Origin of the sequence: Terrimicrobium sacchariphilum, from assembly GCF_001613545.1 — a bacterium.
Lineage (GTDB): Bacteria > Verrucomicrobiota > Verrucomicrobiia > Chthoniobacterales > Terrimicrobiaceae > Terrimicrobium > Terrimicrobium sacchariphilum.
Genome location: NZ_BDCO01000003.1, coordinates 669,401 through 695,100 on the forward strand (window position 1 = coordinate 669,401; position 25,700 = coordinate 695,100).

Here is a 25,700-nt window from a genome sequence, read left to right on the forward strand (position 1 = left end):
CGCCTAGAGGAGTTTCAGCGTAAAGGGCGGGGTGTACTCCTCTCCGTTGCTCGCCTTGATCGCGCCGAGAATGGTGAAGACCAGCCAGGCGACAAAGACCGCAACCGGGAGAATCAACGGGATGATGAGCCAGCCGAGGACCACCATCACGATGCCGCTAACCCAGAGATAGATCGTGTAGGAGATCTGGAAATTCATCACGGCTCGTCCCGTTGCGTCGATGGCGGGAGATTCCGGCTTTTTGAGCAGCCACACCACGAGCGGAGCCACGATATTGCCGCAGCTCGGGACGATCAGGCCTGCAAGACCGCAGAGGTGGATGATCACCTTCCACTGCCGGTCCGAACTGGAAGCCGGAGGGGTGGGGGGAATGGAGGGCGATCCCGGTGTGATGGGCGGCGGTGTGTCCATTCGCGGCTCAATAGCAAAAAGACTCTCCCGCGAGAAGAAATTCCGCCAGTTGCGAAATCCGCCTTTCCGCCGTATCAGTGCGACAATGCGCAAGGTGGCGGCTCTTTTCCTGTTGGCCGGTGTCGCGGCGGTACAAGCCGCCTCCCTCCCGGAGAACGTGGTTTTTGTCGGCAAGGACAAGTATTACGACCTCATTCGAAAAGGGCAGAACGAGGGCTGGGCCAGCCTGCCCATCGGCGAGCGAACCACCCGCGCCGGCCTCGCTCTGGTCGGTACGCCGTACAAAAACTACACCCTCGAGCTGGACGACCGCATCGAGACGCCTTGCGTGAACATGAACGGGATGGACTGCTGGACGTTCTTTGAGATTTCGCTCGCCTCAGCCCGTGCGCTCAAGGTCTCAGCCAATCCCTCTGCCGCCGACATGCTGCGCATGATCGAGCTGGATCGCTACCGCGGCGGGCGCTGCAATGGCATCTTCACCTCCCGCCTGCATTATCTGGAGCAATGGCTGGCCGATAATCAAAGCCGCGGACTCGTCAAGGACGTGACGCCCGATCTGCCGGGGGCCCGCAAGCTCAATCGCGAGATGCGCGAAATGTCCGCCGACTGGAAATCCAGCAAGCAACTGAGGGCCAATCCCAGGCTTGTGCCCGAGCTTGCCCGTATCGAGGATCAGCTTTCCCGGCGCGGTATTTATTATGTGCCAAAAGCGAAGGTTCCCGCGGCAGAGAAGTATCTGAAAAACGGGGACGTCATCTGCATCGTGACCACCTGGCCGTACGGCTACACCTCCCATGTCGGGCTGGCCTATCGCGACAAGAGCGGCGTGCTACGTTTCATGCACGCTTCCAAAAACGCCCGCGAGGTGATCGTGGATACCCGGCTGAGCGCCTACCTGAATCGCTTCAAGAGCGATGCCGGGATCATGGTTGCCCGGCCCAACGACATCTAGCCGCGCCGGTCAGGCTTTGATTGCCGTGTAGATGCTCGCGATACCCAGGCAGAGCCGGTGCTGGGCCATGCCGTGATAACCACAGCGCTGGAGCAGGGAAAACATCTGCTCATCACGCGGGAAGCTCTCGATCGAGGTGCCGAGATATTCGTACGCCTCCTTGTTGCCCGTGATGGCAGCGGCAAAGCGTGGCAGCACATTGTGCAAATAGAGGCGATAGGCAGAGCGAATCGGCGCGACCGGAGGCATCGAGAAATCCATCACCAGCAGGAACCCGCCGGGGCGAAGCACACGGTTCATTTCGCGCAGGGCGCCTTCCCAGGAGGCCATGTTGCGCAGGCCAAAAGCCACCGTGAGTGCGTCGAAGGTTCCGTCGCGAAAGGGAAGGTTCAAACCATCTGCCTGGATGAGTGCCGGAACATTTTTCCCCCGCGCGACCTCGAGCATAGGCAGGCAAAAATCCGCGCCCACGATTTCTGCCCTGGGATTGGCCGAGGCGAGGGCTTTCGCCAAATCGCCGCTGCCGGTCGCGAGATCGAGGATGCGAGTCGGTCGGGTGGCGGCGACGAGATTGGCGGCCTTGGCGCGCCAGAGAAAATCAAATCCGCCGCTCAGGAGGTGATTGGCGAGGTCGTATCGGCCCGCGATGGCCGAGAAGGTCTTGCGGACAAAGCCGGGATTCTGTTGTGGAAGCGTAGGTTGGATCGCCATCGAGTTTCGATGCCTCCGGCAGGCGGGCTCCCGCCGAATTTCTCGGCTGGGAGTGGTGCTCACGAGAGGATTCGAACCTCCAAGGGTTTCCCCATACGCTCCTGAGGCGTACGCGTCTGCCAGTTCCGCCACGTGAGCAGATTGAACGAATAGAATTGCTCCACTGTCTCACGGTGTAAATCGGAAAATTCAATTTTCCACTCGCCTTGATTTTCTGGGCATGCCAAACAAACTGAACTCCATTTCAATGAAGAAATCCCTCTCCCTCGTGTTGTGCTCGGCTACGGCCGCCGCCGCCACGCTCGCCATGACCTCCTGCAAGCCGTCCCAGCCTGCGGCCTCCGAACCCGCCGCAGCACCTTCCGCCACCCCGGTTGCAGCGGCTGCCAGCCCCGCCCCGGCTGCCTCCGCGACTCCCGCGGATGCGAGCGCCCCGGTTTCGCCCCTCGGTCTGAAGGACCCGGTTGCCGTCGTAAATGGGGAGCCGATTTCGCTCAAGGAGCTTCAGGAAGCCTTTGAGACTGCGGTGAAATCCTCCGGGGTTGATGCCGCCAGCCTCACCGATGCCCAAAAAATCGAGGGCTATCATCAGCTCCTCGATGAGCTGATCGTTGACAAGCTCATCGCCAAGCAGGCGGCTAGCGTGGAGATCAGCCAGGCTGACGTCGACGCCGAGGTGGCCAAGATCAAGAAGCAATTCCCGACCGAGGAAGACTTCAACAAGCAACTCGCCCAGGTCGGCCAGTCGCCGGAAAAGGTGAACGAGACGATCAAGAAAATGCTCCAGCAGCAGCGCTGGGTGGAGAGCCAGGTCGCCGACAAGGTCGCCGTGACCCCGGAAGACGCCCAGAAGTTCTACAACGACAACAAGCAGGAGTTTAAGGAAGACGCCTCCGTGCGCGCCAGCCACATCCTTATCCGTGTCGATGAAAATGCTCCCGAAGATGTCGTGAAGCAGAAGCAGGCCGAGGCTGCCAAGGTCGCCGCTCTCGCCTCGAAGAAGGGCGCTGATTTTGCCGCCCTCGCCAAGCAGTACTCCGAAGAGCCCGGCGCCAAGGATTCCGGTGGTGATCTCGATTTCTTCACCAAAGACCGCATGGTTCCGGAGTTTGCCGAAGCCGCCTTCAGCCAGAAAGTCGGTCAGGTGAGTCAGCCCGTGCGTACGCAATTCGGCTGGCACGTTATCAAGGTGACCGATACCAAGCCGGCCCGGGTGCTCTCGTTTGACGAGGTGAAGGGTGACCTGACGAACTATCTCAAGCGCAACAAGCAGCGTGAAGCGGTCCAGAACCTGATCAAGGGACTTCGCGACGGTGCCAAGGTGGAAAACAACCTCCCGCCTGCTCCGGAAGCACCGGCCGCCCCGGCTGATGCGGTTACAGTTCCTACAGTGGATCCAGCCAAGGCCCCCGGAGGCATCAATCCGTAAGCAATGGCTCGCTCGGCGAAACCCAACGTAGGAGTCATCGGCCTCGGGCTGATCGGCTCCCGCGTGGCAGCAAATCTCCGCAAGGCCGGTTATCAGGTGTGGGTGTGGAGTCGCTCACCGCGACCGGAGCCCAACTTCCTCTCATCGGCGGCGGAGGTGGCTGAGTCCGCCAAGCAAATCCAAATCTTTGTTTCCGACGGAGCCGCCTTGCTCGAAACGGTCAAGGCGATGGCTCCGGCGCTCGGGCCGGAGCACGTGGTGATCAATCACACCACGGTCTCCCCGGCTGAGACGGTGGCAGCTTCGCACGTTGTGCAGGAGCGTCATGCCAAGTACCTCGATGCCCCGTTTACCGGGAGTCGCGATGCCGCAGCCGCCGGTCAGATTGTTTTCTATATCGGCGGAGACGCTGGCGCCTTGGAAAAAGTCCGCCCGCAGCTCGAGGTGAATGCCAAGGCGATCCTTCCTGTCGGGGAGATCGGCCAGGCCGCGGCTCTCAAGATCGCGATGAATGTCATCATCGCGGTTTCCACGGCCGCGTACTCCGAGGCGCTCGCCATCATCGACCGCAGCGGCATCCCGCTGTACAAACTCGGTGAGGCATTCCAGTTACACGGCGCCAATTCCGCTCTCGGCAACATGAAGCTACCCGGCATGATCAAGGGCAACTTCGAGCCAAGTTTCGCGCTCAAGCATATGTTCAAGGACGTGCAGATCGCGCTGAACATGGCCTCCGAGTACGGCATTGATCTTCCGGCATCCACGGCATTTGCCGGTTCGGCGATGTCCGGCCTTCAAAGCGGCTGGGCCGAGGAGGACTTCACCGTTCTTGCCCGCCAGTACGGCTTTCCCAATTCCGACCACGAGATTCCCGAGGGGACATTCCCATCCGGTGGCGCGCAGGCAGATCATGGCGCGACCGCCCCGGCGGCTGCTCAGCCCAAGAAGGGGATTTTCCCGCTCTTTGGACCGAAGAGCTAGCATGGCCGACGAGGCGAGCTTTTCAGTCCCGCAAGGGTATTTCGCACTTTCAGGACTCGGTCGCATCCGTGTGACGGGTGCCGATCGCCTGCGCTATCTCAACGGCCAGACGAGCAACGATCTCCGCAAGCTCCAGCCGGGATCGGCGCTGGGCGCTCTCGTGTTGACGGCCAAGGGAAAAATCTGTGCTCCCGTGCAGATATGGGAGGATGATGATGCTCACATCATCGAGACTGTCTCCGCGCTCTCGGAGACCCTGCTCGCCCGCCTCGAGCGATATGCCATCGCCGACGACGTGAGCTTTGAACTCATGGAGTCCCCTCGTGGTTGGCATGTTATCGGGACGACCAGCGACGGATTGCGGATCAGTCGCCTTGGCGAATCAGGCGTAGATGTCTCCACGCCGCCCGCAGGCCTTCAGGAGTTTTCCGCCGACGAGGTGGAGCGCCTGCGCATCCTCCGTGGCATTCCGGCCTGGGGAGCGGAAATCGATGAGGATACCCTTCCTCAGGAGGCGCGGCTAGATGCCACTGCTGTGGATTTTCATAAGGGCTGCTATGTCGGGCAGGAAGTGGTTTCCCGCCTGCGCAGTGTTGGAAGAGTCAACGAGATCCTCACTCTCTTCCACGGGGACATTTCCCTTCCGTCTGGACGCCGCCCGTGGAAATTGGCCGATTCCCAAGGGGCAAACACGGCGCGCCTCACCAGCATCGCACCTGCGTCCCCGCCTTTTTGTGCCCTCGGTTATGTCTCTACTCGATCCGAAGAGAAGGTTTTCTCAGTGCTGGATGAAACTGGGGCTTGCCTTGGCCGCGTGGAAAAGACTGAATTCCCCCTTACTCTCGAATGAAGCTCCATCTGATCGTTGCCGCGCTCGTCGTTGGCTTTCTCACCGCCTCTCACGCCCAAACCCTGGGACCTGAGGTTGCGGTCATGCAGATCCGTATCGGTAAGGAAAAGCAGCGTCAGCAAGTCGTGATCGGCCTCTACGACCAGGATGCGCCCCTCACCGTGGCAAATTTCAAAGACCTTTGCCGCCGCAATTTCTACCGCGGAATGCGTTTTCACCGGGCCTTCCCAGGCGCCCTCGTGCAGACTGGCGACCCGTACAGCCGTCACGGCGATAATGACCGCTCCGGCACAGGCGGCCCGGGTTACACCGTGCCTGCCGAGATCAAACGCAATAACGTCCGTGGCTCCGTAGGTACTTCCCGTCTGCCCGACAACGTCAACCCGGCGAAGGCCTCCAATGGCAGCCAAATCTATTTTGCTCTCACGTCCCTCCCGAAACTCGACGGAAAAAACACCGTTTTCGGGGAAGTCCTCGAGGGATTGGACGTTTTGGAGGCAATCAGCAATCAACCGACAGATAGTAACGATTTTCCATTGGCAAAGATCATAATAGAGTCTATTACCATCCAACCGCGCTTCGCCGGACAGGCGAGGTAGTAACCTTCAGCGCGGAGGCTTTCCCAAACGGGTAGGTACCGAAGTGGCCAAACGGGGCGGACTGTAAATCCGCTGGCTTACGCCTTCAGTGGTTCGAATCCACTCCTGCCCATTTCCCCTTAAGTCTGATAAATCGAGATTTAAGGGGGTGAAGAGAGATCTCTTCACGTCTCGCCTTGAGCTCTTTTGGGGGTTCTTTCCAGAAGTTTCCAGACTGGAAACGATGCCGGGGAGACCGTTTCCAGAGACAACGCGATCGTCTGTCTGTGGGTCCTATAAGTGATGGCTTTCAGGAGAGATTATCTCCGTTCGGGAAGGACGCTTTCTGTCCCTGCCGCCGAGAAGTGCTGGAATCTGGATTGAGTTCCCTGAATAGACGCATTTGTCTAGTCGCACCTCCGAAGCGATAACCTCTGAGCTTCTTCCCCGCCTGCGCAGTGGGCTTTATTGCTCCGATTTCGTTCTTATCTCCTGTCCATCATCGTTGGGGGGCGATATCTGACGCGTAAACTCCCACAAGCGCCACTTAAGCCCCACACCTTTTCCCGAAAAGGTGCGCGTCGATAGACTTTTCTACCCCAAAAGAAAGTCTCTTTTATTTAGGGTTTCCATTGCTTGGTTTGATCCACTTAATGCCGCAATAAGTGGACCGTTCCATTGTGATCACCCTCTCGTCTTGATTCATTCACCCTGAACCCGGTCCATTTGGCCACCATGGCATGTTGGGCGCCAGTCCAGACTCCCAGGTATCGATCAGGTCGGGTTCTTGACGCTCTAGTCGTCCTGTTTTTCGTGAGTGCGCTGCTCGAAGATGGCCTTGTCGGCAAGGGAGACGTGACCATCGACCATGCCGTTGTCGAGCGGGTTGTCGACACGTGAGGCGAGATCGCGGAAGAGCCGACGGATGTCGATGACGCCTCCGATGAAGAACCAGAAAGTAGAGATGATACCGACGATGCCCGTCACGAGGAGGCTGGTGATGAAGAAATAGGTGCTCCACCATTCCTGCGGCCAGGGGGAGATGGCATTCCAGATCAGAACGGCGACGAAACAGAGGCCGAACTTATAGACGATGGCATATCCCACCACGGACCAGGCGATCACCTTGTCGCCGAGGGTGTACTCGGGAGTGATGCCGATGAGCTTCTGGAGCGCATTGCGGAACGTCCACTTGAAGGGCGCTTTGAACTCGCCCGCCACGTCGTAAACGCCGCGATGGAGGAGGCGATCGAGGTTGTAGGGTTGCTTCTGCGTGAGGAATGAACCGATGACGTAAGCGGCGATGCCGATAACCATCGACATGAAGTACAACTCGTAGGAGTTGATGGGGAACTTCACGGGATTCATCTCCCAGACGATGTAGGGATTGAAGGGCTGGGAGACCGTGTGGAGCAGATTGCCGACGGCGAGATCCCATCCATTCGATTGCAGCCAGGGGTAGACGGTTTCGGCCCAGTTGCGCTGGAGGAAGAGCCCGACGATGGAAAGTCCCGAGCCAAAGATCAGCGAGCAAAATGCCCCGGTGGTGGTGCCAAAGCGGCTGTAGAGGCCGAAGATCATGATGGGACCGGCGCCGCCGAGCCAGATGGCGGTCATGATCGTGGTGAACATCTGGATGTAGTCGATCTGGACGAAGAACAGCGAGACGATGAAGAAAAAGACGCAGACGCCCGTCGAGACCAGCCGGATGACCAGCAGGTGCTGCTTGGGCGTAAACGGCGTTTTTCGAAACGGCATGATCACGTCCTGCACGATGGTCGAGGAGGCGTTGAAGACGCGCGAGTCGTCCGTTGAGAGCATCAGCATGATGACCAGCAGGCAGAAGAGTCCCATCAGCCCGATGGGCAGGATGTTATGCAGCGCGACCGGCAGCATCATTTGATGATAAAGGGTACGGAACTTCTGGAACTGGAGGTTTCCTTCCGGCGTCCCCGCGAGAGTCTCGTGGGCGGCGGTCATGAAGGGCGTGTCGATGTTCTCTTCGCGGGAAAGCGGCGCGTCGACGCCGATCTCCTGGCGGTGAACGGGAATGGCGCTCAGGCGTGCATCGAGAAGCGAACGGGTCTTGGGATCGGCGACAGCCTCCTCGGCGACCTTCTGGCTGAGTTGCTGGCGGATGCCGTGAGCCTGGTCGGCGAATTTCTGATGCGCCATGAGGGCGATGACCATCACCGCCACGAGGAGCAGCATGAGGTTGGAGTACAGCGAGCGCCACGTGCCGAGGATGCCGGCCATCTTTTGCTCGTGGGGGGTGCGACCGCAGTTGGAGGTATCGTTGCCGATCCAGCTCGCACGATTGAGGATGCTGCCCATGATCGTGACGAAGAGGGCGAAGATGTTGAAGTCGCGCAGCTTCTCGATGTCGAAGGGATTGATGAAACTCTCGCCCGGCGCTCGATCCATCATCACGGGAGCGATGGCGTCATTCCATCCAAACTTCAGGAAGATATACCCGGCGATGATGACAAAGATCGGGTAGCTCATGAGCCCCTGAAAGGCGTCGGAGATCAACAGCGAGATGCGTCCTCCCGGCCAGATGACCACCATGCACAGGCACAAAGAGAAGCCGACGAGCAGACCGAAGGTCGGCAGCGGGATGCCTGCGATCATGACCTTGTGGGGCAGGCCAAGGAAATAGATGAAGAAATTCGCCGCGACCGCTGGCCCGATCGCATTGGTGAGCATCTCGGAGATTGTGCGCAGGCCCGCCGCTATGATGCGGAAAGAGCGGCTGTAACGGATTTCCAGGAACTGGCCGATGGAAAGCGAGCGTGTCTCGCGAAACCGATATACGCAGAATCCCGTAAGGCCCATGATGATGCCCACGGGAACAGTCAAATACTCCCAGAAGGTGAGCGCGTAGCCCACCTGGTACTTGGCCTCCACCAGCGCGACCAGGGTGATGATGCCCAGGCCTGACGTCATGTCTCCCGCCGAGAGCACGTAGCGCCCGGCCGTACGGCCTGCCGCGAGAAAATCAGCGACGCCCCGCACGTAGCGCTTCGAGTACACGGATAACCAGAGAATCCCGGTCACGGGAACAATGACGATGAGCCAGTCAATAAAATGCATCGGTATCTGGAGGCGGTGATTCTACGGGTTAACGGAGCGGACGCGTATTGGGGTTCTCCCTGTTCCCGAGGATTCTCTAGAAGATATTTTTCGAGATGTCTGGGGGATCGGGGGTGGTTGCGCCGGAAAATAGGGTAGTCACCCTTTTGGTGCAAGTAGGGAGGCTGCAAAAAGCGCTTTCTTGGCGTACCAAATTGAAGTTTTCCTGGGGAGCTCAGCCATAGGTGTACAGTCTTTAACGCTTTGCCAATCAGGTTGATATTCAGGCTGACCGTCACCGGCAAGCCAGGGCGGGATTTGCATGACCTTTTCCCGCTGGCTGGTGACCCGTTTCATTCTGAGAAGTTCGGAAATTTTCCTGAAAACCGCTGTGAAGCGACTCCAAGTTCAAGAGATTGGAGTGAAGGATACCCTCTGGGAGGGATCTCAGAACTTCCTTATCTGAAAAGAATAAGATGGAGGCGGGGGTCGGAATCGAACCGACGCATGGGGCTTTTGCAGAGCCCGGCCTTACCACTTGGCTACCCCGCCGTTGGGATAAGAACGGTTACCAATATACGTTCAGTGGCGGTGTGACAATCGAAACTTGTCCGGCTCCCACTAAAGTTCCTTCCGTCTGATCCAGCGAGTCTACGAGATTATCTTTGAAGGCGACTTTCAGGGTGCCTACCGGCACCTTCACGTAGATGGTATTTCCGATCATGACAGTCTGCGTCACGACATTGGCCGGTTGGCCGGGCTTATTGGGTGGAATGACGGTCTGGGTGACTCCCGGGGTGTAGGTCGTCTGGGGAATGAGATCATACTTCACGTATTCCCAGAGCTCCTCCAGGCCTTCCTTGTTGGCTCGTTTGGTAGTTTTTGCAGGTTTGCCCAGGCTGCGGCGCACTTCGTCGGAGGTCATGCCGATGGCGACCTCTTTCTTTGCGATGAGAGCTTCCACCATGAGTCGGCGTTCTTCTGCCTTTTTCATGGTAGCGAGGAAGTCTTTTGGCAAGCCGGACAGATCGTCGAACGAAACCCACGCGACCACGCCGCCCTGCTGGGCATTGCCACGCACCCGGCAGCCTGTATCCGCGACCGCCACGACCTGGACCTGTTGCGGGTAGCGTAGGGTGCCGGCATACCGTGTCATGCCCATGTCGAAGTAGCTTTTGGCTGCCTGCGTCATGTTGACGCGGAGCGTTTTGTCTCCGAAATCAGAGAGATAAATCGCCCCTGGTTCGCGGACGATGGGTGAGGCGTGGAGAGATGCCGCCGCGAGAAGAAATAGCAGGAACCCGGGGAGATTCGCCAGACGAGTCATTTGGCGTAATCTGGCATGGGTCCGGGAAAGTTGCCAGCGTGAACGGAGGCTTGTCGAGTTGCCGCCGACCGCTTAAGCAGGTCTGATGAGCAGCAGCTTCCACGAGTTTGTTCTTCGCGGCGGTCAGACCGTTACGGCCGGGCGCATGAATGCCTTCCGTCGGCAGATCCCTTTTCTCAAGGTCAAGGCGGAGACGCTGAACAGCCCCGACTTCCCCCATCTCGCTGAGCAGGCGCGTTTTCTTTCTCGCTATGCCGAGGATGTTCTCGACGGAGTTTATCCCTCGGGCGATCTCCAGGCCATTACCGAGACGGTTTTCGGTCTCGGGTATCTGCTAAACGACGTCGACATCATCCCGGACGACATTCCAGGCAAGGGGCTGGCTGATGACTCTGCCGTGCTGCGGGCGGTCCTGCTCAGTCACGAAGCGGAGTTTCAAGCCTTCGCCAAGCACGCCGGACTCGACTACGGAAAGGTCACGGGCAACCCGTGACCTCGCGAGGGAGCCGTTATTACGGTTCCCGCAGGATGGTTTCGATCCGGGAGAGTTCGTCGGCGGAAAACTCCAGCTTCTGCAGGGACGCCACAGTGTCCTCCAGTTGAGCCACCCGGCTGGCGCCGACAAGCACGGAGGTGACCACCGGCAGGCGGAGAATCCATGCCACCGCCATTTGAGCCAGCGTTTGGCCTCGCTCGACCGCGAGGTCGTTGAGCTTGCGGATGCGGGAGATTTTTTCTTCGGTGACGGCGCTGGATTGAAGGAATCCTGTCGGGCGCGCCGCTCGCGAATCCATCGGGATGCCTGCGAGATAGCGGTTGGTCAGGAGGCCTTGGGCAAGGGGGGAAAAGGGGATGCAGCCCACGCCCTTTTCTTCAAGGACAGAGGTGAGACCGTCCTCGATCCAGCGGTTGAGCATACTGTAGCTCGGCTGGTGAATCAGGAGCGGCACCTTTTCCTCACGCAGGTAATCTGCCGCCTGGGCGGCGAGAGAGGCCGGGTAGTTGGACACACCGGCATAAAGCGCCCGTCCGGAGCGCACGGCTTGCACCAGAGCTCCGAGGCTCTCTTCTAGCGGTGTATCGGGATCGGGCCGGTGATGGTAGAAAATGTCGACGTAGTCGAGGCGCATGCGCTTCAGGCTCTGGTCGAGGCTGGAGAGCAGGTATTTACGCGACCCCCATTCACCATAGGGTCCGGGCCACATCCGGTATCCAGCCTTGGTCGAGATGATGAGCTCATCACGGTGAGCGGCGAGTTTGCTATGAAGCACGCTGCCGAACGTTTCCTCGGCACTTCCCGGCGGTGGGCCGTAGTTGTTGGCGAGATCAAAGTGTGTCACCCCGAGGTCGAAGGCGCGGAGGATCATCTGCCCGGCGTTCTCAAGTGTATCGACTCCGCCAAAGTTGTGCCACAGTCCCAGGGACAGAGCGGGCAACTTGAGTCCGCTCCGGCCGCAGCGGCGATACTGCATGGAGTCGTAGCGATCGGGGGCAGGGAGGTGGGGTGTGCTCATTCCGTATCATTGGTATCAGACGCGCTGTAGTGAAGAAACGGCAAAGATCGCCCGCAGCTTGCCGCAGGGCGGTGAAATTGCTACCGAAGGAATATGGCTCGAGCATATCGGTGGACGGCATGTGTGCTGGGGTTCCTGGCGCTGGCTGGGTGTTCCAGCCCGCAATACAGCGGGTATAAGTGCAAGCCCTACACGGTGAGGGGACATCATTACGAACCCCTAAGCCCTCAGGAGGCGGTGGGATATGTCGAGGAGGGAGTCGCCTCACACTACCACGAGGGCTTCCTGATTTTCCCCGGCAAGACCGCGCTCGGTGAGTCGCTGTGGTTCTGGAGCAGCAGCGGTGCACACAAGACGCTGCCATTGCCCTGTACGGTACGGGTGACGAATCTCCAGAATGGGCGTTCAGTGGTTATCCGCCTTAACGATCGTGGGCCGTACATCGGCGACAGGGTCATCGACGTCACCACCCCCGTGGCCAAGAAGCTTGGTTTTTACCATCAGGGTCTCGCTCGCGTAAGGGTGGAGGTTCTGAGCGTCGGCGACGGCAAGTGGCGCATCAAAACGCCTCGCGGCTACCGTCAGCCGACCGTGTACTACTAGGTGGAATGTCGCCGGGAGCCCTGCTGCCGCATTGCGGGCGATGTCTGTGGGTGCCTCCCCATGATCTTCCGTATGCCTTCATGTTATGGCTTTCGTTGATTTGCGATTCGCCCTAGGTAACGAGGCACACAATTCCTGTTTTCTCCGAACGTGCTCAAAGCAGATCTTCCAGCTCTCACTGGCATTCGCGCCCTTGCTGCCATCTGGGTTATCAGCTTGCACTTCCAGGACGTGTGGGAGATTCTGTTTCCGCCGCTTGTATTGGTTCGGCCCCTCATTGCTGCGGGAAATTACGGAGTCGATCTCTTCTTCCTCCTGAGCGGCCTCATCATGATGCACGTTTACGCGGCCGTTCGCCCCTTTCGCTGGAGGGACTACCGTGATTTTCTCGGTCGGCGCCTTGCCCGCATTTACCCAGCCTATCTGGCAGCATTCTTTTTCATGATTGGACTCGTCCTCGCGGCAAACTTCGCGGGTGTGCCGATGTCTACGGAGATGTATCCCCCGAGTTCTCTCTGGCGCGAAGCTTTCATGTTGCAGGCGTGGGGAGCGCCGGTGCTTTCATGGAACTATCCCGCATGGTCCGTCAGTGCAGAATGGTTCGCCTACCTCGCAGTTTTTCCTCTCGCTCTCCTCTGCCATCACCGTCTCGGAGATCTTTCGCCGCTCCGTCGTGCTTTTACGGCGATCGTCATTATCTTTGGGGCGATTGCCACTCTCCGCCTCGCCACGCCAGATGGCGATCTTCCGCATGCCTTGATCCGCGTCTCGACCGAATTTTTTGCCGGAGCAATGCTCTATCATCTCCTGCGCGCTCTCTGCGGGCATCCCCGACTTGCTGACGCACTGGTCATGTTTTCCATACTCCTCCTTGGCCTGGCGTGCTGGTTTCCCGCTGGCACAATGGGCACAGGCATTCTCACCCTTTCCTCCCTCGTCTTCGGCCTCCTTGGTCTCGGGGAATCCCGCAGTCTCTCCGCACGTGTTCTCGCCGCGTCTCCCTGGGTTTATCTCGGCACGATTTCCTACTCTCTCTACCTCATTCATGCCCCGATGCAGCGGATCCTGAAGGTAGTCCTTCCCGTGGAGCGTTTCGCGGAATCATCTATCGGCTTGCGCTGTGCGGTCTTCGCCGTCCACCTTTGCGCCCTTTTTCTCGCAGCGGCCTGCCTCTATCACTTCGTGGAAGATCCCGCTCGCCGGTATTTCGTGACGAGACTCTCCCGTAGGAAAAGCGCGGGCGCTCCATGCAATTCGAGCGGGGGCTAGCGATGGACCGAAACGATGTCGGCATCCGGTTGGCGATGCCGCAACGGGCTGGTTGCCGTGCTGCTAGGCGGCGGATTTTTCCTCGAGCGAACTGAGTAACTGGCGGGCGGCCTCGAGTTGCTCGGGCCGTCCGATGAGGAGGATTTCGTCCTTGGCGGTGAGTTCCTCATCCGGCGGAGGGTTGATGATGCTATCCCCGGCGCGATCGATGCCGACAATACTCGCGCCCGTGAGACTCCGAATCTGAAGTTCCCGGATCTGCTTGCCTTCCCATGGCGAGCCGCCGGGCAGGGCGACGGTCTCGAGCTTGGCATTGCGCAACATCGATGGCAGGGCCGGAGCGTGATGGGGCGACAGGGGCAGGGGTTCGGCCTCCTCCGCAAAGGTGTCGTGCAGAGCGGATTGAGCGCGGGAATACAGACGAACCGATCCCCGATAAAGGAAAAATCCGGTGATCGCCGCGACGATCAGGGCGAGGAGGAGAAGATTGCGCGACGGCAGGACGGCGGAACTGAGCAGCAGGATCAGCAGGATGAGGCCGATCGTAGCCGCTGTCGTAATGACCCCGGTGATGATGGCCTGGATGCCTGCGGCGCTTGCCCCTGCCTTGGCGGTATTGACGCTGATCTCGGAGATCAGCATTGCCACCACCTCCAGCTTGCGCCAGACGGCGATAAGCAGCGGGAAGCTGATCAGCATGGCCGCCAGCCAGCAGGCAGCTTTGGCTCCATCGACTCCGCCGGGGAAGTGATCCCATTGCGAGACCACGGTGCGATACAGAAAGGCCGCCGCGATGAAAATGCCGGTGACCATCAGCAGGTTGATCCCGATCTGCATGCCGAGCTTGGTCAGGATCTTGCGCTCCATGTTGCGTCCGCTCCGCGCAGTGAGACTGCCCACCCAGAGCGAATACGCCTCCATACCTTTGACGAGTGGTTTGGGGGCGATCCGATCAAACCAGCCGACCAATCCATCGGAGGCCTGGATCAGGTAGGGCGTCGTGAGCGTGGTGATCGACGACACCGCCACGGCGATCGGATAGATGAAGTCGCTCGTGACCCGCAGGGATAGACCGAGGGCGGCGATGATGAAGGAAAATTCGCCGATCTGCGCCAGACTCATGCCGACACGCAGGGAGGTCCGAGCGTCATTGCCCGCCACAAAGGTACCCAGCGAACAGGCGATGACCTTGCCCATGATGACGACCATCGAGATGATCAGGATGGGCCACGCATATTTGAGGATGAGCGTCGGGTCGATCATCAGGCCGATCGAGACGAAGAAGACCGCGCTGAAAAGATCCCGCACCGGGAGCATGAGCGTCTCGATGCGGTAGATGTGACGCGATTCCGCAATGATGGCGCCGATGAGGAAGGCGCCGAGCGCCACGCTGTAGCCGAGTTTCACAGTGATCAGCGCGACGCCGAAGCACAGGCCGATCACGGTCACGAGCATCATCTCGTCGCTCTTGAACTTCGCTACGTAGTTCAGCAGACGCGGTACGATGATCAGGCCGAGAACGAGTAGGATTCCCAGGAACGACCCGAGACTCAGGATCGTCATTCCGATCTCCGGAGCCGAGACCTCGCCTGTCCGCGCGAAGCCTGAGAGCAACGCGATCATGACGATGGCAAGGATGTCCTCGACGATGAGAATGCCGATGATCAGCGAGGCAAAATGGTCGTTCTTTTTGCCCAGCCCCTCGAGGGCCTTGATGATGATGGTGGTCGAGGAGATGGAGAGGATCGCCCCGAGGAAGATACTGTCCATCTGGCTCCAACCAAAGACCCGGCCGAGTTCGTACCCGACGAGGATCATGAGGAGGATCTCCATGGTCGCACCGATAACGGCTGTCGCACCGACCTTCTGGAGCTTGCGGAAACTGAATTCCAACCCCAGCGCAAACATGAGGAAGATCACGCCGAGCTCGGCCAGGGTCTCGATGCGGTGCTCGTCGGCGATAAGGGCAAAGGGCGGAGTATGCGGACCGACCAGCACGCCTGCCAGGATGTAGCCGAGCACGACGGGCTGTCGGAACTGGCGGAAAAGCACTGTCGCCAGCGCCGCCGCGATCATCACAATAGCCAGGTCCTGTAAGAGCGTGTCGTGCATCCTCTTTCCTTTTGCATTAACGGCCCGGCAAATGTCCAACGAAGAGGGTAAAAACTTCTGTCACCCCGCCCGGAGGCTGGTCGGAGCTAACTTTCGGAAAGGAAATGAGCGACCTTTTCCCGGATGCCGCGTGACACGACCGGCCACGCGTGGGCAGGGACGCGGGATTCCAGCACATGGCTCGCCTTTTTCCAGCAGGCGGATTTTCCGGGGAAGACCATCAGGTCGGCGGCGCACCAGGTCACCATGGTGGGGCGGAGCCATTCGTGGGCGTCGAGGCGGCGCAGGAAAGCGCTGCCGGGCCGCATCTCCCGGCACGCGGGCAGTACGGGCAGGAGGTGCGCCACCAGCGACCCGCCATGCGGGGAATGCAACAGGGCCGCGCGGTGCAGCGGGAGGGCGGGGGACTGGCGGATCGTTTCACGAGCCACGAGTCCGCCCATGCTGTAGCCGACAAGGTTGAAGGTTTCGCCCCGGGCGGAAAGCTCCGCTGCGAGTTCGGCCGCCACGGTCTCCAGCGACACGCGACCGGAGTTGTTGTATTTCCAAATCCGACACGGGCCGACCGTCTTCTCGATGTGGCGGCGCATCGGCTCCCACCGATCGTGCCACCCCCAGATGCCGTCGAGGATGTAGGTCGTGCTCACGCGATGCTCCCAGTTTTCACCAGCTCGCGGCATGAGGCAAGGTCGAGCTTGCCCGAGCCCAGCAGGGGAATGGACGGCACGACGATCACCTCGCGGGGCGTCCAGAGGTTGGGCAAGCCGGCGCTGCGGAGCGTGGTGGAGATCGTTTCCCGCTCAATGGGGCTGGTCGAGATCAGCACGATCTCCTCGCCTTTTTCCGCATGGGGGCGGCCCAGTACGCAGAGGGTGGGACCGGTGGCACGGGCCGGGATGATTGGGGCGAGCACCTCCTCGATGGCGAGATGGGAGACCATTTCTCCGCCGATCTTGGAGAACCGGCTGAGGCGGCCGGAGATGAAGAGGAATCCCTCGACATCAACCCGGGCCACGTCGCCCGTGATGAACCACCCATCGCGGAATTTCCCGCCTTCGCAGCCCGTAAGATACCCGTCGGCGACATTGATCCCCTTGAGCGCGAGGACGCCTTCGGTAGCTCCCGGGATGGGCAGCTCGGTTTCCGGGTCGAGGAAGCGTGCGGCGAGGCCGGGCAGCAGGCGGCCCACACTGCCAAAGCGGTTGCCGATCTGGATGGAATCCGCCCCGATGCCGCGCGCCGGAGCAGGCATGTTCAGGCAGGCGACGGGGGAGGTTTCCGTCAGCCCGTAACCCTCCATCACCTCGCAGCCGAAGCGCTCGCGGAAGGCTGCCGCGGTTTCCCTGGGCAGCTTCTCCGCTCCGGTCACGACCAGGCGCAGGGTTCCGAAGGCATCGCGCGGGATGCGCTTGATGTAGCTGCGGAGGAAGGTCGGCGTGGAGAGCAGCACGGTCGGCAAACCCTCACGGGCGGCCTGAGCGAGCTTGTCGGCATCGAGCGGAGAGGGCGCAGTAACGACCGAGCGCTGCGCCAGAATGGGGAAGAGCAGGCCCATGGTCAGGCCGAAGCTGTGGAACAACGGCAGCCCGCTCAGGATGCGGTCGCCGGGCTGGAGGAAGCCTGTGTCCACCGCCTGGGCCATGTTACCGAGCACATTGCGATGGGTCAGGGCGACTCCCTTGGGCAGGCCGCTCGTGCCGCTGGTGAAAAGGAGGAGGGCTTCCTCCGTGGCAGTACGGTCGACGTGTCCGGTTATGGCGCGGATGACGCCCCGGGCATAGTCCGTCCACTTCAGCCCGCGCAGGCAATCCTCGACATATCGGACATCGCATGTCCAAGGCAGCTTGGGAAACCGCTGCTGGACGGGATGCGCCGTGATCGTGGTGGTGAGACCCGCCTGCTCGATGCAGGAACTGAGCGCGGCGGACGAAAGGGTCGGGTTCAGGTTGACCGGTACTTTCCCGGCGAAGATCACGCCGAGGTTGGCCAGCGCGCCACCGACTCCCGGAGGCAGGAGAATGCCGACGCGGTCCTCGCGGATCGAGCGCTTCCACGACGAGGCGAGCGCCTGGGCGGCCACGAGGAGGGTGCCGCGTTCCATCGTTTTTCCGCCGACGGGATCGATCACGACATCCTGCCAGAAGTTCCGGCGGAGGCTCTTCGCCAGACGCTGGCCGAGTACGCCCTGGTCGCGTAAAAGAAAGCTCTCGGCTCCCTGCTCAAGCAGGATCTCGCGGACACGCTCCGTCGTGGCTTCCTCCGCCGCGAGCGGCTGGGAGAAGGCGACGCGAACCGTGCGACGGCGCAGGCTCTCGGGGCGTTTGAAGAAGTATTTGCCTCCCGCGAAGGTGTAGATCGATCCCCACAGCCCATCGAGATGAGCCACGACGACGGGAGTTTTGGCGCGGCGGGCGATGAGCTCGAAGCCGCTCTTGAGTTCCATCAGGCAGCCTGTGCGGGTGAGCTGACCCTCGGGAAAGATGCAGACGACTTCCCCGGCGGTGAGGTGCTCGGAGGCGGTGCGAATCGCATCCTTCGCCTTGGTGGCCGAGATCGGCACCGCGCCGAAGAGACGGAGGATGGAACCCAGCAGCGGGGTTTTGAAAAAGGCATCATAGGCCATGAAGCGAATCGGACGCTTGCAGGAGATCGACAGGATGAGCGTGTCGACGTAGCTCACGTGATTGCAGACGAGGAGCACGCCGCCTTTCGCCGGAATGCGATCCGCATGGCGGGCGATCACGCGGTAGTGGCCGCGCGAAATCAGGAGCGTCATCAGGCGCAGAAAGTCACGGCGCGCCAGGTGCAGGCAGAGGAACGACACGAGTAGGAATCCGCCGCCGATGACGAGGAACTGGCTCGACGGCCTGAGGCCGAGCCATCCCGAGGTAAGGGAATACACGCCCACCGCGACCACGCCGGCAATGCTCGAGAGCATGCTGGAGGCGGCGAGAATGCTGCCGCGATCCGCATCCGGCGAACGGTCGACCAGATACGCGCCGAGCGGCACGAGGAACAAGCCGCCAAACACGCCCAGCACACCGAGCACGACGTGGAAAGCGAGGCCCGCCGGAGTGAACGCCAGCACGCCGAGCATGATGGCCAGGCCGAGAGCGCCCACGGGGGCGAGGCCGACGTTGACCGAGTGGCGGTTGGCCCGGGCGGCGGCGATGCTGCCGACCGCGATGCCGAGGCCGAGGACCGCGAGCATGATGCCCGTGGCACGGGCCGCGCCGTGGCCGTCGGGATTCAACTCGCGCCCCACCTGCGAGAGCGAAAGCATCAGCATGCCGCCCGCCAGATAGAACACCGCGTCGCCCAGCGCGGCCTGCCAGATGCCGCGATCGCGGCGGAGCAGCTTGAAGAGATTGCCATGCGACCAGAGCAGCTTCCAACGGAAGGGCGTCGGGTTCGCTGCCTTGCGAGAGGGAACCTTGCGGAAAATCCAGAGCGCGAGCAGGCAGCCCGCCGCCAGGATCACCGTCGAGATCGTGGCGGAAATCCACGGCGTCACATGGGAGGCGAAGCCGTCGATCAACTGGCCTCCCGCGACGCTGCCGACGAGGATCGCTGCCACACACGTCATCTCCATCCAGCCAACCGCCTCGCCGACCTGGTCGCCCGCGACTTCCTTGGCCAACCCTCGCCGGGCCGGACCCATGAGGGCGGATTGCAGGCCGAGCAGAAAGAACGCGCCGAGCGCGATGACGAGCGAGTTGAACGAGGTGCCGACGAGCAGGAAGCCCATCACCGCGAGTTGAAACCAGAGGCAGGCCGACATGACCTTGCGGTTTGGAAAGCTGTCCGCCAGCCAGCCGCTCAGCGGGGCAAAAATCACGAAGGGCGCGACCAGCAGCAGCGCCAGCGCGCTGACCACCCGGGCTGCGCCATCCTGCGGGAGGAGCATCTGCACCAGACCGATCAGCACGAGCTTGATCGCATTGTCATTGAAGGCGACCTGGGCCTGGGCGGTGAGCAGGCCGCTCATCCCGGGTTTCTGAAAGAGTGATTTCATGGGGCGATCATGCGCCCGGGATTTGAATTTACATAATCGATAAATAATGAAGTAATATTGATTTAATCAATAAATGAACGTCCACCATCTGGAGCTCTTCTATTACGTCGCCCGGTACGAGGGGATCGTGGCGGCCTGCCGTCATATTCCCTACGGAATCCAGCAGCCCGCTGTGAGTGCGCAGGTGGCATCGCTGGAGGCGGATCTCGGCGTGCGGCTTTTCGAGCGGCGTCCCTTCCGGCTCACGGCGGCGGGGAAGAGGCTGTACGAGTTTGCGCGGCCCTTCTTCGGGCGGTTGGGCGAGGTGGCCGAGGAGGTGCGCGGTTTTCATACCGATACGCTTCGGCTGGCGGGTCTGACCGAGGTGATGCGCGGCCATGTCCCGGCTATCCTGGCGGAATTGAGGCGCGATTTTCCTGGGCTGAAGGTGGGCTTGCAGGAAATCGACCAGCGCGGAGCGGAGCGTCTGATCGAGGAGGACGAGGCCGATATCGCGATCACCGTGCTGGAGTCGAAATTGCCCCAGGGTTTCCGCACCGTCGTACTTGCCGAACTTCCCCTTTGCCTGCTCGTTTCGCCCGAGACGCGGTTTCACAAGGCCGCCGATTTGCTCAAGGCAGGCGCGGCCGGGGAGATCGGCCTGGTCAGCCTGCCTCCGCATGAACTCCTTCCGCGTCTTTTCCAAAAAGAACTGACCCGGCGAGGGCTGGTCTGGCGGACCGCGATGGAGACGAGTTCCCAGGATCTGGTCACTATTTATGTGCGCAGTGCCTTGGGAGCCGGACTCGCGGTGCAGACGCCGGACCTGATGGCGGCAAAGGACATCCGTGTTCTGCCGCTCGCGGGATTTCCCTCGCTGGCCATCGGCGCCTTCTGGCGTGGATCGCTCGCTCCAGTGGCGGAGAGTTTCCTTGAGCGAATCAAGGCCCGCTCACGGAGCTATACGAGTTCGCTTTAGTGCGCCTCCGCCAGCTTGCCGGGCTTGGGCGTCGCCGGATTTTTCGGCTGCCGTTTTCCGAACCATCCCTGCACCCGTTCAAGGTACAGATAGATGATGGGAGTGATGTAGAGCGTCACCACCTGGGACAGGATCAACCCGCCGACCACCGATAAACCCAGCGGCTGGCGCACGTCGCCGCCTGCGCCGAGTCCGAGAGCGATCGGCAGCGTGCCCATCATTGCCGCCATCGTGGTCATCATGATCGGGCGGAAGCGCACCACGCACGCCTCGAAGATCGCGCGCTCCGGCGGCATCTTGTCTGTGCGCTGCGCCTCCAGGGCGAAGTCGATCATCATGATGGCGTTCTTCTTCACGATGCCGATGAGCATCAGCAATCCGACGAAGCCGTAGACGTTCAGCTCCATGCCGAAGAGCAGCAGCGTCAGCAGCGCGCCGAAGCCTGCGGACGGCAGGCCCGACAGAATCGTCAGTGGATGGACGAAGCTCTCATAAAGGATGCCGAGAATGATATAGATCACGATGATCGCCATGATCAGAAGCAGTCCCAGGTTGCCGAGGGAGGACTGGAAGGCCTGAGCTGTTCCCTGGAACTGCGTGCCAATACTTTCGCCCAGTTCCGTCCTGGCGAGTTGCTGGATGCGCGGCACGACATTGCTGAGCGAGTACCCCTTCGCGAGGTCAAAAGAGATTGTGACAGCAGGCAACTGGCCGAGATGCTGGACGGTCAGCGGGCCGACCTGGGTCTTGAATTTCGCCACAGCCGAGAGGGCAACCAACTGGCCTTGGCTGGATCGCACGTAGAGACGTGAAAGATCCTCCGCTTCGCGCTTGAAATCATCCTTGGCCTCGATGATGACGCGATATTGGTTATTGGGCGTGTAGATGGTTGAAATCTGGCGGGAACCAAAGGCTCCCCCCAGTGCGCGCTCGATTTGCGCCGCGCTTACTCCCAGAGTGGAGGCTTTGTCGCGGTTGATATCGACGAGGACTTGCGGGTTGGTGATTTGTAGATCGGTCGTTACGTCGACGATACCCGGGATATCCCTCATCAGGTTCTCCATCTTTTCCGACGCGCTGTAGAGCTGCTTCAGGTCGGGACCGAAGAGCGTGAACTGATAAAGGCTCTTGGTTTGCATGCCGCCGATGCGAATGGTGGGCGGATTCTGGGGAAAGACCTTCAGTCCCGGAATTCCTGCCAGTTCCCTTCGCATCTGGCGCACCACGGTATCGACCGGTGGCCGTTCGCTACGGGGTTTGAGGGTCACAAACATGCGCCCATTGTTTCCAGCGGAGGCCGAGCCGCCGCCGATGCGCGACATGAAGCCCTCGACCGCGGGATTCTTTGCCACGATCGCAGCTGCCTCCTGCTGCATCTCGACGAGCTTTTCAAAGGCGACGCCTTGCTCGGCTTCCGTCGTGATCATGATGCGGCTGGAGTCCTCATTGGGCAGGAAGCCCTTGGGAACGATGATGAAAAGCCATGCCGTGCCAGCCGCCATGGCGAGAGCCAGGAGGGAAACGATCAGGTGATGCTTGAGGGCGATTCCCAGCGTGCGGCGATACGTGTTCTGCAGTTTCGCGAAGGCTGCCTCCGAGAAGCGGAAGATGGGGTTCCGGCTTTCGCTATGCGCTTGTTTCAGGAACCGGCTGCAAAGCATCGGAGTAAGCGAAAGTGAAACCACGCCGGAGATGAGGATGGCAACGGCGATGGTGACGGCGAACTCATTGAGCAGTCGCCCGAGAATGCCGCCCATGAAAAGCACAGGAATGAATACCGCCGCCAGAGAAAGGGTCATGGAGAGAATGGTAAAGCCAATCTCCCGGCCGCCTTTCAGCGCCGCTTCCATCGGCGACATCCCTTTTTCAAGGTGACGCACGATATTCTCCAGGACGACGATCGCATCGTCGACCACGAAGCCCACAGCAAGAATCAACGCCATCAGCGAGAAGTTGTTCACGCTGAAGCCTAGGAGGTGAATGATCCCGAACGTACCGATGATCGACAGCGGGATGGCTGCACTCGGAATGAGGGTCGCGCGAAGGTTGCGCAGGAAGATGAAAATGACCAGGACGACGAGGATGACCGCCAGAACGAGGGTGAACTCCACGTCGTGCAGCGATTCGCGGATGGAGGTCGAGCGGTCGTAGAGAATGTCGAGGTGCATGCCGCCCGGGAGCTGGGCTTTGTAGGCAGGGAGGAGTTCCAGGATGCGGTCGATCACCGCGACGGTGTTCGCTCCGGGCTGTCGTTGGACGGCGAGCACGACGCCACGCTTGTCGTTGTACCAACCGAAGTTCTTGTCGTTTTCGACGTCGTCGAGCACCGTTGCGATCTGCTTGAGCCGTACGGGATAGCCGTTGCGGTAGGTGACGATGAGCTCGCGAAACTGCGCCGCGTTGGTGAGTTGTGCGGTCGTCTCGATCGTGCGCGACTTGGACCCGGTATCGAGCTCGCCGGTGGCTTCCTTGGAGTTGGCTTCCTTGATGGCGTTCTCCACCTCGTCAATGCCGATTCCCCGCGCAGCCAGCTCGCGAGGATCGACCTTCACGCGCACGGCATATTTTTGCGAACCATACAGATCCACCTGGGCAACTCCCAGCACGGTCGAGAGGCGCTGGGCGATCAGGGTGTCTGCGTATTCGTCGACCTTGCTGTACGGGAGGGTGTCGGAGTAGGCGGCAAGGAGGAGAATTGGCTGCTCCGCCGGGTTGACCTTGCGAAACGACGGAGGTGTCGGCATGTCGGTGGGCAGATTGCCCTGGGCCTGCGAGATGGCCGACTGCACGTCCTGGGCCGCGGCGTCGATATTACGTGAGAGATCAAACTGGATGGTAACCGTGGTCGTTCCCTGCGCGCTGCTCGAGGTCATCGATTCGATGCCGGCAATGGTGGAAAATTCCTTTTCCAAAGGCAGCGCCACCGCTGAGGCCATCGTTTCCGGGCTGGCTCCCGGCAGGCTGGCTGAGACGCTGATCGTCGGAAAGTCGACGCTCGGCAAATCACTTACTGGCATTTGGAGGTAGGCCAGCGAGCCAAAGCCGAGGATGCTCGCCATCACGAGCGTCGTCATGATGGGGCGGCGTACGAAGGGATCGGTGATGCTCATAGGCTACTCCGGGGTCTTGTCGACAGCCGGCACCTCCTCGGCCTTTTGCTGCTTCTTGATATCGACTTTCGAGCCGGGGTTGAGGCGGAGTTGTCCGACCGTGACCACGCGTTCACCGGGTTCGAGTCCTTTTCGGATGATGGAAAGGTTTCCGACCGTTCGCTCCACCTTCACCTTTCTCAGGGTGACGGTGTCGCCCGTCACGACAAAGACCTGCGAGCCTTGCTGTCCCTCCATGACCGCAGTGGATGGAACGACGAGCGCCTGGGGCTGAATGGCCAGCTCCAGCGTGACGTCAACGAACTGGCCGGGCCAGAGCGTTTCATTTTCATTCGGAAACGTTGCTTTGAATGCCACCATGCCGGTGGCGCGATCGACCGCGTTGTCGATGAAATCCAGTGTTCCCGTCCCGAGCAATCTGCCGTTGTCAGGATCGTAGGCGGTGACGACGGGTTTGTTTTTGGCCATCCACTCCCTCACCTCGGCCAGGGTGTTTTCCGGTAGAGAGAAGGTGACATAGATTGGCTGCATCTGATTGATCACCGCGAGGGTGTCGCTATTGGCCTGCACGATATTTCCCGGCTTCAGGAGGGCTGCGCCGGCCCGCCCGTTGATGGGGGCAGTGACCTCCGTCCAATCGAGGGAAAGCTGCGCCTCATTGATGTCGGCCTGCCGTGCGGCCAGCTCGGCTTTAAGCGATTTGGCATTGGAGAGGAATTGCGACGTCTGCTCCTTGGACGCGACACCGCGCTGAATGAGCGTCGTGTAACGCTGTGCCTGCTCGGTGGCATTGGAGGCTGTGGCCTCGGCGATCTCCAGGTTGGCCTTGGCCCGGTCGAGCGCAGCCTGGAATGCACGTGGATCGATGCTGAAAAGCGGTTCGCCTGCCTTCACCTGTGCGCCATCGGCGAAATGCACCTTCAGGATTTCTCCGGCAACCTTGGACTTTAGCTGCACGCTCGCGATCGGCTCCACCGTGCCGATGGCCTTCATCTCGACTGGCATGCCGCGGAGAGCTGCTGCTGAAACCTCGACCGGGATCGGCGGATTGGCCGGAGAACTGGGGCCGGCGGGTTTACCGCACGCGGCCAGGCTGGCGCAGAGGACAAGGAGAGTGGGGATACGAATCTTCATTGAGGGAGAGAGGCAGCGCCGTACAGGAAGCAATCGGCGGCAAAATCGGCGGAGTCGATCAGGAGGGCGTCCGTGTTTTCGCGGATGAACTGGCGGGTCATTTGCAGGGTGATGCCCAAGTACGCCACGGCCAGCAGGCGCGGACTCCCCGGTTTCAATTCAACCCGGGATTGCCCGCGAAGGATGCAATCCTCGATCACGCCGAGATTATGGAGTTTCAGTGCCTCCATTTCCTCCCAGTGCTCCTTGTGGAGTGGCGACTGCTGGACTTGATGCTGATGGAGGAAAATTTCGAAAAATGTCCGGTTCGCATCGTGAAAGGCAAACTGCGCATGAATGCCGCGGCGCAGGCACTCCGCGGCACTTTCCGACGAGGTGAGAGCGGATTCAAAGGCTTTCACCATCTGCGTCATCCGCTCCAGCAGCACGCAGCCGTAGAGATCGGACTTATCGCGGAAATACAGGTAGATCGTACCGACCGCGATCTCGGCTCGCCGGGCGATCATGGTCAACGAGGCATCATGATAGCCGCTCTCGCTGAAAACCTCCTCTGCCGCATTCACGATCCACCGGCGCTGCTCATCCTTGGCCTTCTGTCGAACGACCGAAATCCGGCGGGAAGGAGGTGTGGGTGAATCCGTATTCACAATACTGAACGCAAATTCATTTTC

The 25,700-nt window shown here is 60.5% G+C and carries 21 protein-coding genes and 3 tRNA genes; 10 read left to right on the forward strand and 14 right to left on the reverse strand.

Annotation, left to right across the window (positions count from 1 at the left end; genetic code table 11):
• Positions 1-3: 3 nt before the first annotated feature.
• Positions 4-327: a DUF4870 domain-containing protein gene (locus TSACC_RS20570; RefSeq protein ID WP_169809731.1), complete on the reverse strand. Its 324-nt coding sequence runs from the start codon at positions 325-327 to the stop codon at positions 4-6.
• Here TSACC_RS20570 and TSACC_RS20575 point away from each other — a divergent pair.
• Positions 320-1,366: an N-acetylmuramoyl-L-alanine amidase-like domain-containing protein gene (locus TSACC_RS20575; RefSeq protein WP_153811563.1), complete on the forward strand. Its 1,047-nt coding sequence runs from the start codon at positions 320-322 to the stop codon at positions 1,364-1,366. The genes TSACC_RS20570 and TSACC_RS20575 overlap by 8 nt on opposite strands.
• A 9-nt stretch (positions 1,367-1,375) precedes the next feature.
• On the opposite strand, the gene TSACC_RS20580 is transcribed toward TSACC_RS20575, so the two are convergent.
• Complete coding sequence (locus TSACC_RS20580; RefSeq protein ID WP_075081322.1) at positions 1,376-2,077, reverse strand: ubiquinone/menaquinone biosynthesis methyltransferase; 702 nt, start codon at positions 2,075-2,077, stop codon at positions 1,376-1,378.
• 53 nt (positions 2,078-2,130) lie between these two features.
• Positions 2,131-2,215: transfer RNA gene (locus TSACC_RS20585), tRNA-Leu, on the reverse strand.
• Positions 2,216-2,324: 109 nt separating this feature from the next.
• Here TSACC_RS20585 and TSACC_RS20590 point away from each other — a divergent pair.
• From TSACC_RS20590 to TSACC_RS20610, 5 genes are all read left to right on the forward strand, one after another.
• Positions 2,325-3,506: a peptidylprolyl isomerase gene (locus TSACC_RS20590; protein WP_153811564.1), complete on the forward strand. Its 1,182-nt coding sequence runs from the start codon at positions 2,325-2,327 to the stop codon at positions 3,504-3,506.
• 3 nt (positions 3,507-3,509) lie between these two features.
• Entirely contained in the window at positions 3,510-4,487 is a 978-nt protein-coding gene (locus TSACC_RS20595; RefSeq protein WP_075081324.1) for an NAD(P)-dependent oxidoreductase, read from the forward strand.
• A 1-nt stretch (position 4,488) separates the two neighbouring features.
• On the forward strand, positions 4,489-5,337 hold the full coding sequence (ygfZ, locus tag TSACC_RS20600; RefSeq protein WP_075081325.1) for a CAF17-like 4Fe-4S cluster assembly/insertion protein YgfZ: 849 nt from the start codon (positions 4,489-4,491) through the stop codon (positions 5,335-5,337).
• Positions 5,334-5,936: a peptidylprolyl isomerase gene (locus TSACC_RS20605; protein WP_202816021.1), complete on the forward strand. Its 603-nt coding sequence runs from the start codon at positions 5,334-5,336 to the stop codon at positions 5,934-5,936. Before ygfZ ends, TSACC_RS20605 begins: the two co-directional genes overlap by 4 nt.
• A gap of 29 nt (positions 5,937-5,965) precedes the next feature.
• Positions 5,966-6,048: transfer RNA gene (locus tag TSACC_RS20610), tRNA-Tyr, on the forward strand.
• A 662-nt stretch (positions 6,049-6,710) separates the two neighbouring features.
• Here TSACC_RS20610 and TSACC_RS20615 read toward each other — a convergent pair.
• From TSACC_RS20615 to TSACC_RS20625, 4 genes are all read right to left on the reverse strand, one after another.
• Positions 6,711-9,008 (reverse strand): sodium:solute symporter family protein, encoded by a 2,298-nt coding sequence (locus TSACC_RS20615; protein WP_075081326.1) that lies wholly within the window; start codon positions 9,006-9,008, stop codon positions 6,711-6,713.
• A gap of 138 nt (positions 9,009-9,146) precedes the next feature.
• The gene (locus TSACC_RS22015) at positions 9,147-9,344 is read right to left on the reverse strand and encodes a hypothetical protein (RefSeq protein ID WP_153811565.1); all 198 of its coding nucleotides are present in this window, start codon (positions 9,342-9,344) and stop codon (positions 9,147-9,149) included.
• A gap of 120 nt (positions 9,345-9,464) precedes the next feature.
• Positions 9,465-9,539, reverse strand: a tRNA-Cys gene (locus tag TSACC_RS20620).
• Between the two features lie 16 nt (positions 9,540-9,555).
• A complete protein-coding gene (locus TSACC_RS20625) occupies positions 9,556-10,314 on the reverse strand; it encodes a hypothetical protein (RefSeq protein WP_075081327.1) in 759 nt (252 codons plus the stop codon).
• A gap of 85 nt (positions 10,315-10,399) precedes the next feature.
• Between TSACC_RS20625 and TSACC_RS20630 the strand changes: the two genes are divergently transcribed.
• The gene (locus TSACC_RS20630) at positions 10,400-10,807 is read left to right on the forward strand and encodes a YkvA family protein (RefSeq protein ID WP_075081328.1); all 408 of its coding nucleotides are present in this window, start codon (positions 10,400-10,402) and stop codon (positions 10,805-10,807) included.
• A gap of 19 nt (positions 10,808-10,826) precedes the next feature.
• On the opposite strand, the gene mgrA is transcribed toward TSACC_RS20630, so the two are convergent.
• A complete protein-coding gene (gene mgrA, locus TSACC_RS20635; protein WP_075081329.1) occupies positions 10,827-11,828 on the reverse strand; it encodes an L-glyceraldehyde 3-phosphate reductase in 1,002 nt (333 codons plus the stop codon).
• 93 nt (positions 11,829-11,921) lie between these two features.
• Between mgrA and TSACC_RS20640 the strand changes: the two genes are divergently transcribed.
• Together TSACC_RS20640 and TSACC_RS20645 are read left to right on the forward strand one after the other, a co-directional pair.
• Complete coding sequence (locus tag TSACC_RS20640) at positions 11,922-12,431, forward strand: septal ring lytic transglycosylase RlpA family protein (RefSeq protein WP_084400726.1); 510 nt, start codon at positions 11,922-11,924, stop codon at positions 12,429-12,431.
• A gap of 150 nt (positions 12,432-12,581) precedes the next feature.
• Complete coding sequence (locus tag TSACC_RS20645; RefSeq protein WP_075081331.1) at positions 12,582-13,700, forward strand: acyltransferase family protein; 1,119 nt, start codon at positions 12,582-12,584, stop codon at positions 13,698-13,700.
• 63 nt (positions 13,701-13,763) lie between these two features.
• Here the strand turns inward: TSACC_RS20645 and TSACC_RS20650 are convergent, their stop codons facing one another.
• The 3 genes from TSACC_RS20650 to TSACC_RS20660 all read right to left on the reverse strand — a co-directional run bounded on the left by TSACC_RS20650 (position 13,764) and on the right by TSACC_RS20660 (position 19,827).
• Complete coding sequence (locus tag TSACC_RS20650; protein WP_075081332.1) at positions 13,764-15,812, reverse strand: monovalent cation:proton antiporter family protein; 2,049 nt, start codon at positions 15,810-15,812, stop codon at positions 13,764-13,766.
• Positions 15,813-15,898: 86 nt separating this feature from the next.
• Entirely contained in the window at positions 15,899-16,459 is a 561-nt protein-coding gene (locus TSACC_RS21540; RefSeq protein ID WP_075081333.1) for an alpha/beta hydrolase family protein, read from the reverse strand.
• Positions 16,456-19,827 (reverse strand): MFS transporter, encoded by a 3,372-nt coding sequence (locus TSACC_RS20660; protein ID WP_084400729.1) that lies wholly within the window; start codon positions 19,825-19,827, stop codon positions 16,456-16,458. The genes TSACC_RS21540 and TSACC_RS20660 overlap by 4 nt, the downstream gene beginning before the upstream one ends.
• Before the next feature lie 73 nt (positions 19,828-19,900).
• Between TSACC_RS20660 and TSACC_RS20665 the strand changes: the two genes are divergently transcribed.
• Entirely contained in the window at positions 19,901-20,785 is an 885-nt protein-coding gene (locus TSACC_RS20665; protein WP_075081335.1) for a LysR family transcriptional regulator, read from the forward strand.
• Here TSACC_RS20665 and TSACC_RS20670 read toward each other — a convergent pair.
• Genes TSACC_RS20670 through TSACC_RS20680 form a run of 3 tightly spaced genes read right to left on the reverse strand, consistent with a single transcriptional unit; the run spans position 20,782 to position 25,676 of the window.
• Entirely contained in the window at positions 20,782-23,895 is a 3,114-nt protein-coding gene (locus TSACC_RS20670) for an efflux RND transporter permease subunit (RefSeq protein ID WP_075081336.1), read from the reverse strand. The two genes, TSACC_RS20665 and TSACC_RS20670, sit on opposite strands and share 4 nt — an antisense overlap.
• 3 nt (positions 23,896-23,898) lie before the next feature.
• Entirely contained in the window at positions 23,899-25,029 is a 1,131-nt protein-coding gene (locus tag TSACC_RS20675; protein WP_075081337.1) for an efflux RND transporter periplasmic adaptor subunit, read from the reverse strand.
• Positions 25,026-25,676, reverse strand: coding sequence for a TetR/AcrR family transcriptional regulator (locus tag TSACC_RS20680; protein WP_075081338.1), 651 nt, complete (start codon positions 25,674-25,676; stop codon positions 25,026-25,028). The genes TSACC_RS20675 and TSACC_RS20680 overlap by 4 nt, the downstream gene beginning before the upstream one ends.
• Positions 25,677-25,700 lie beyond the last annotated feature (24 nt).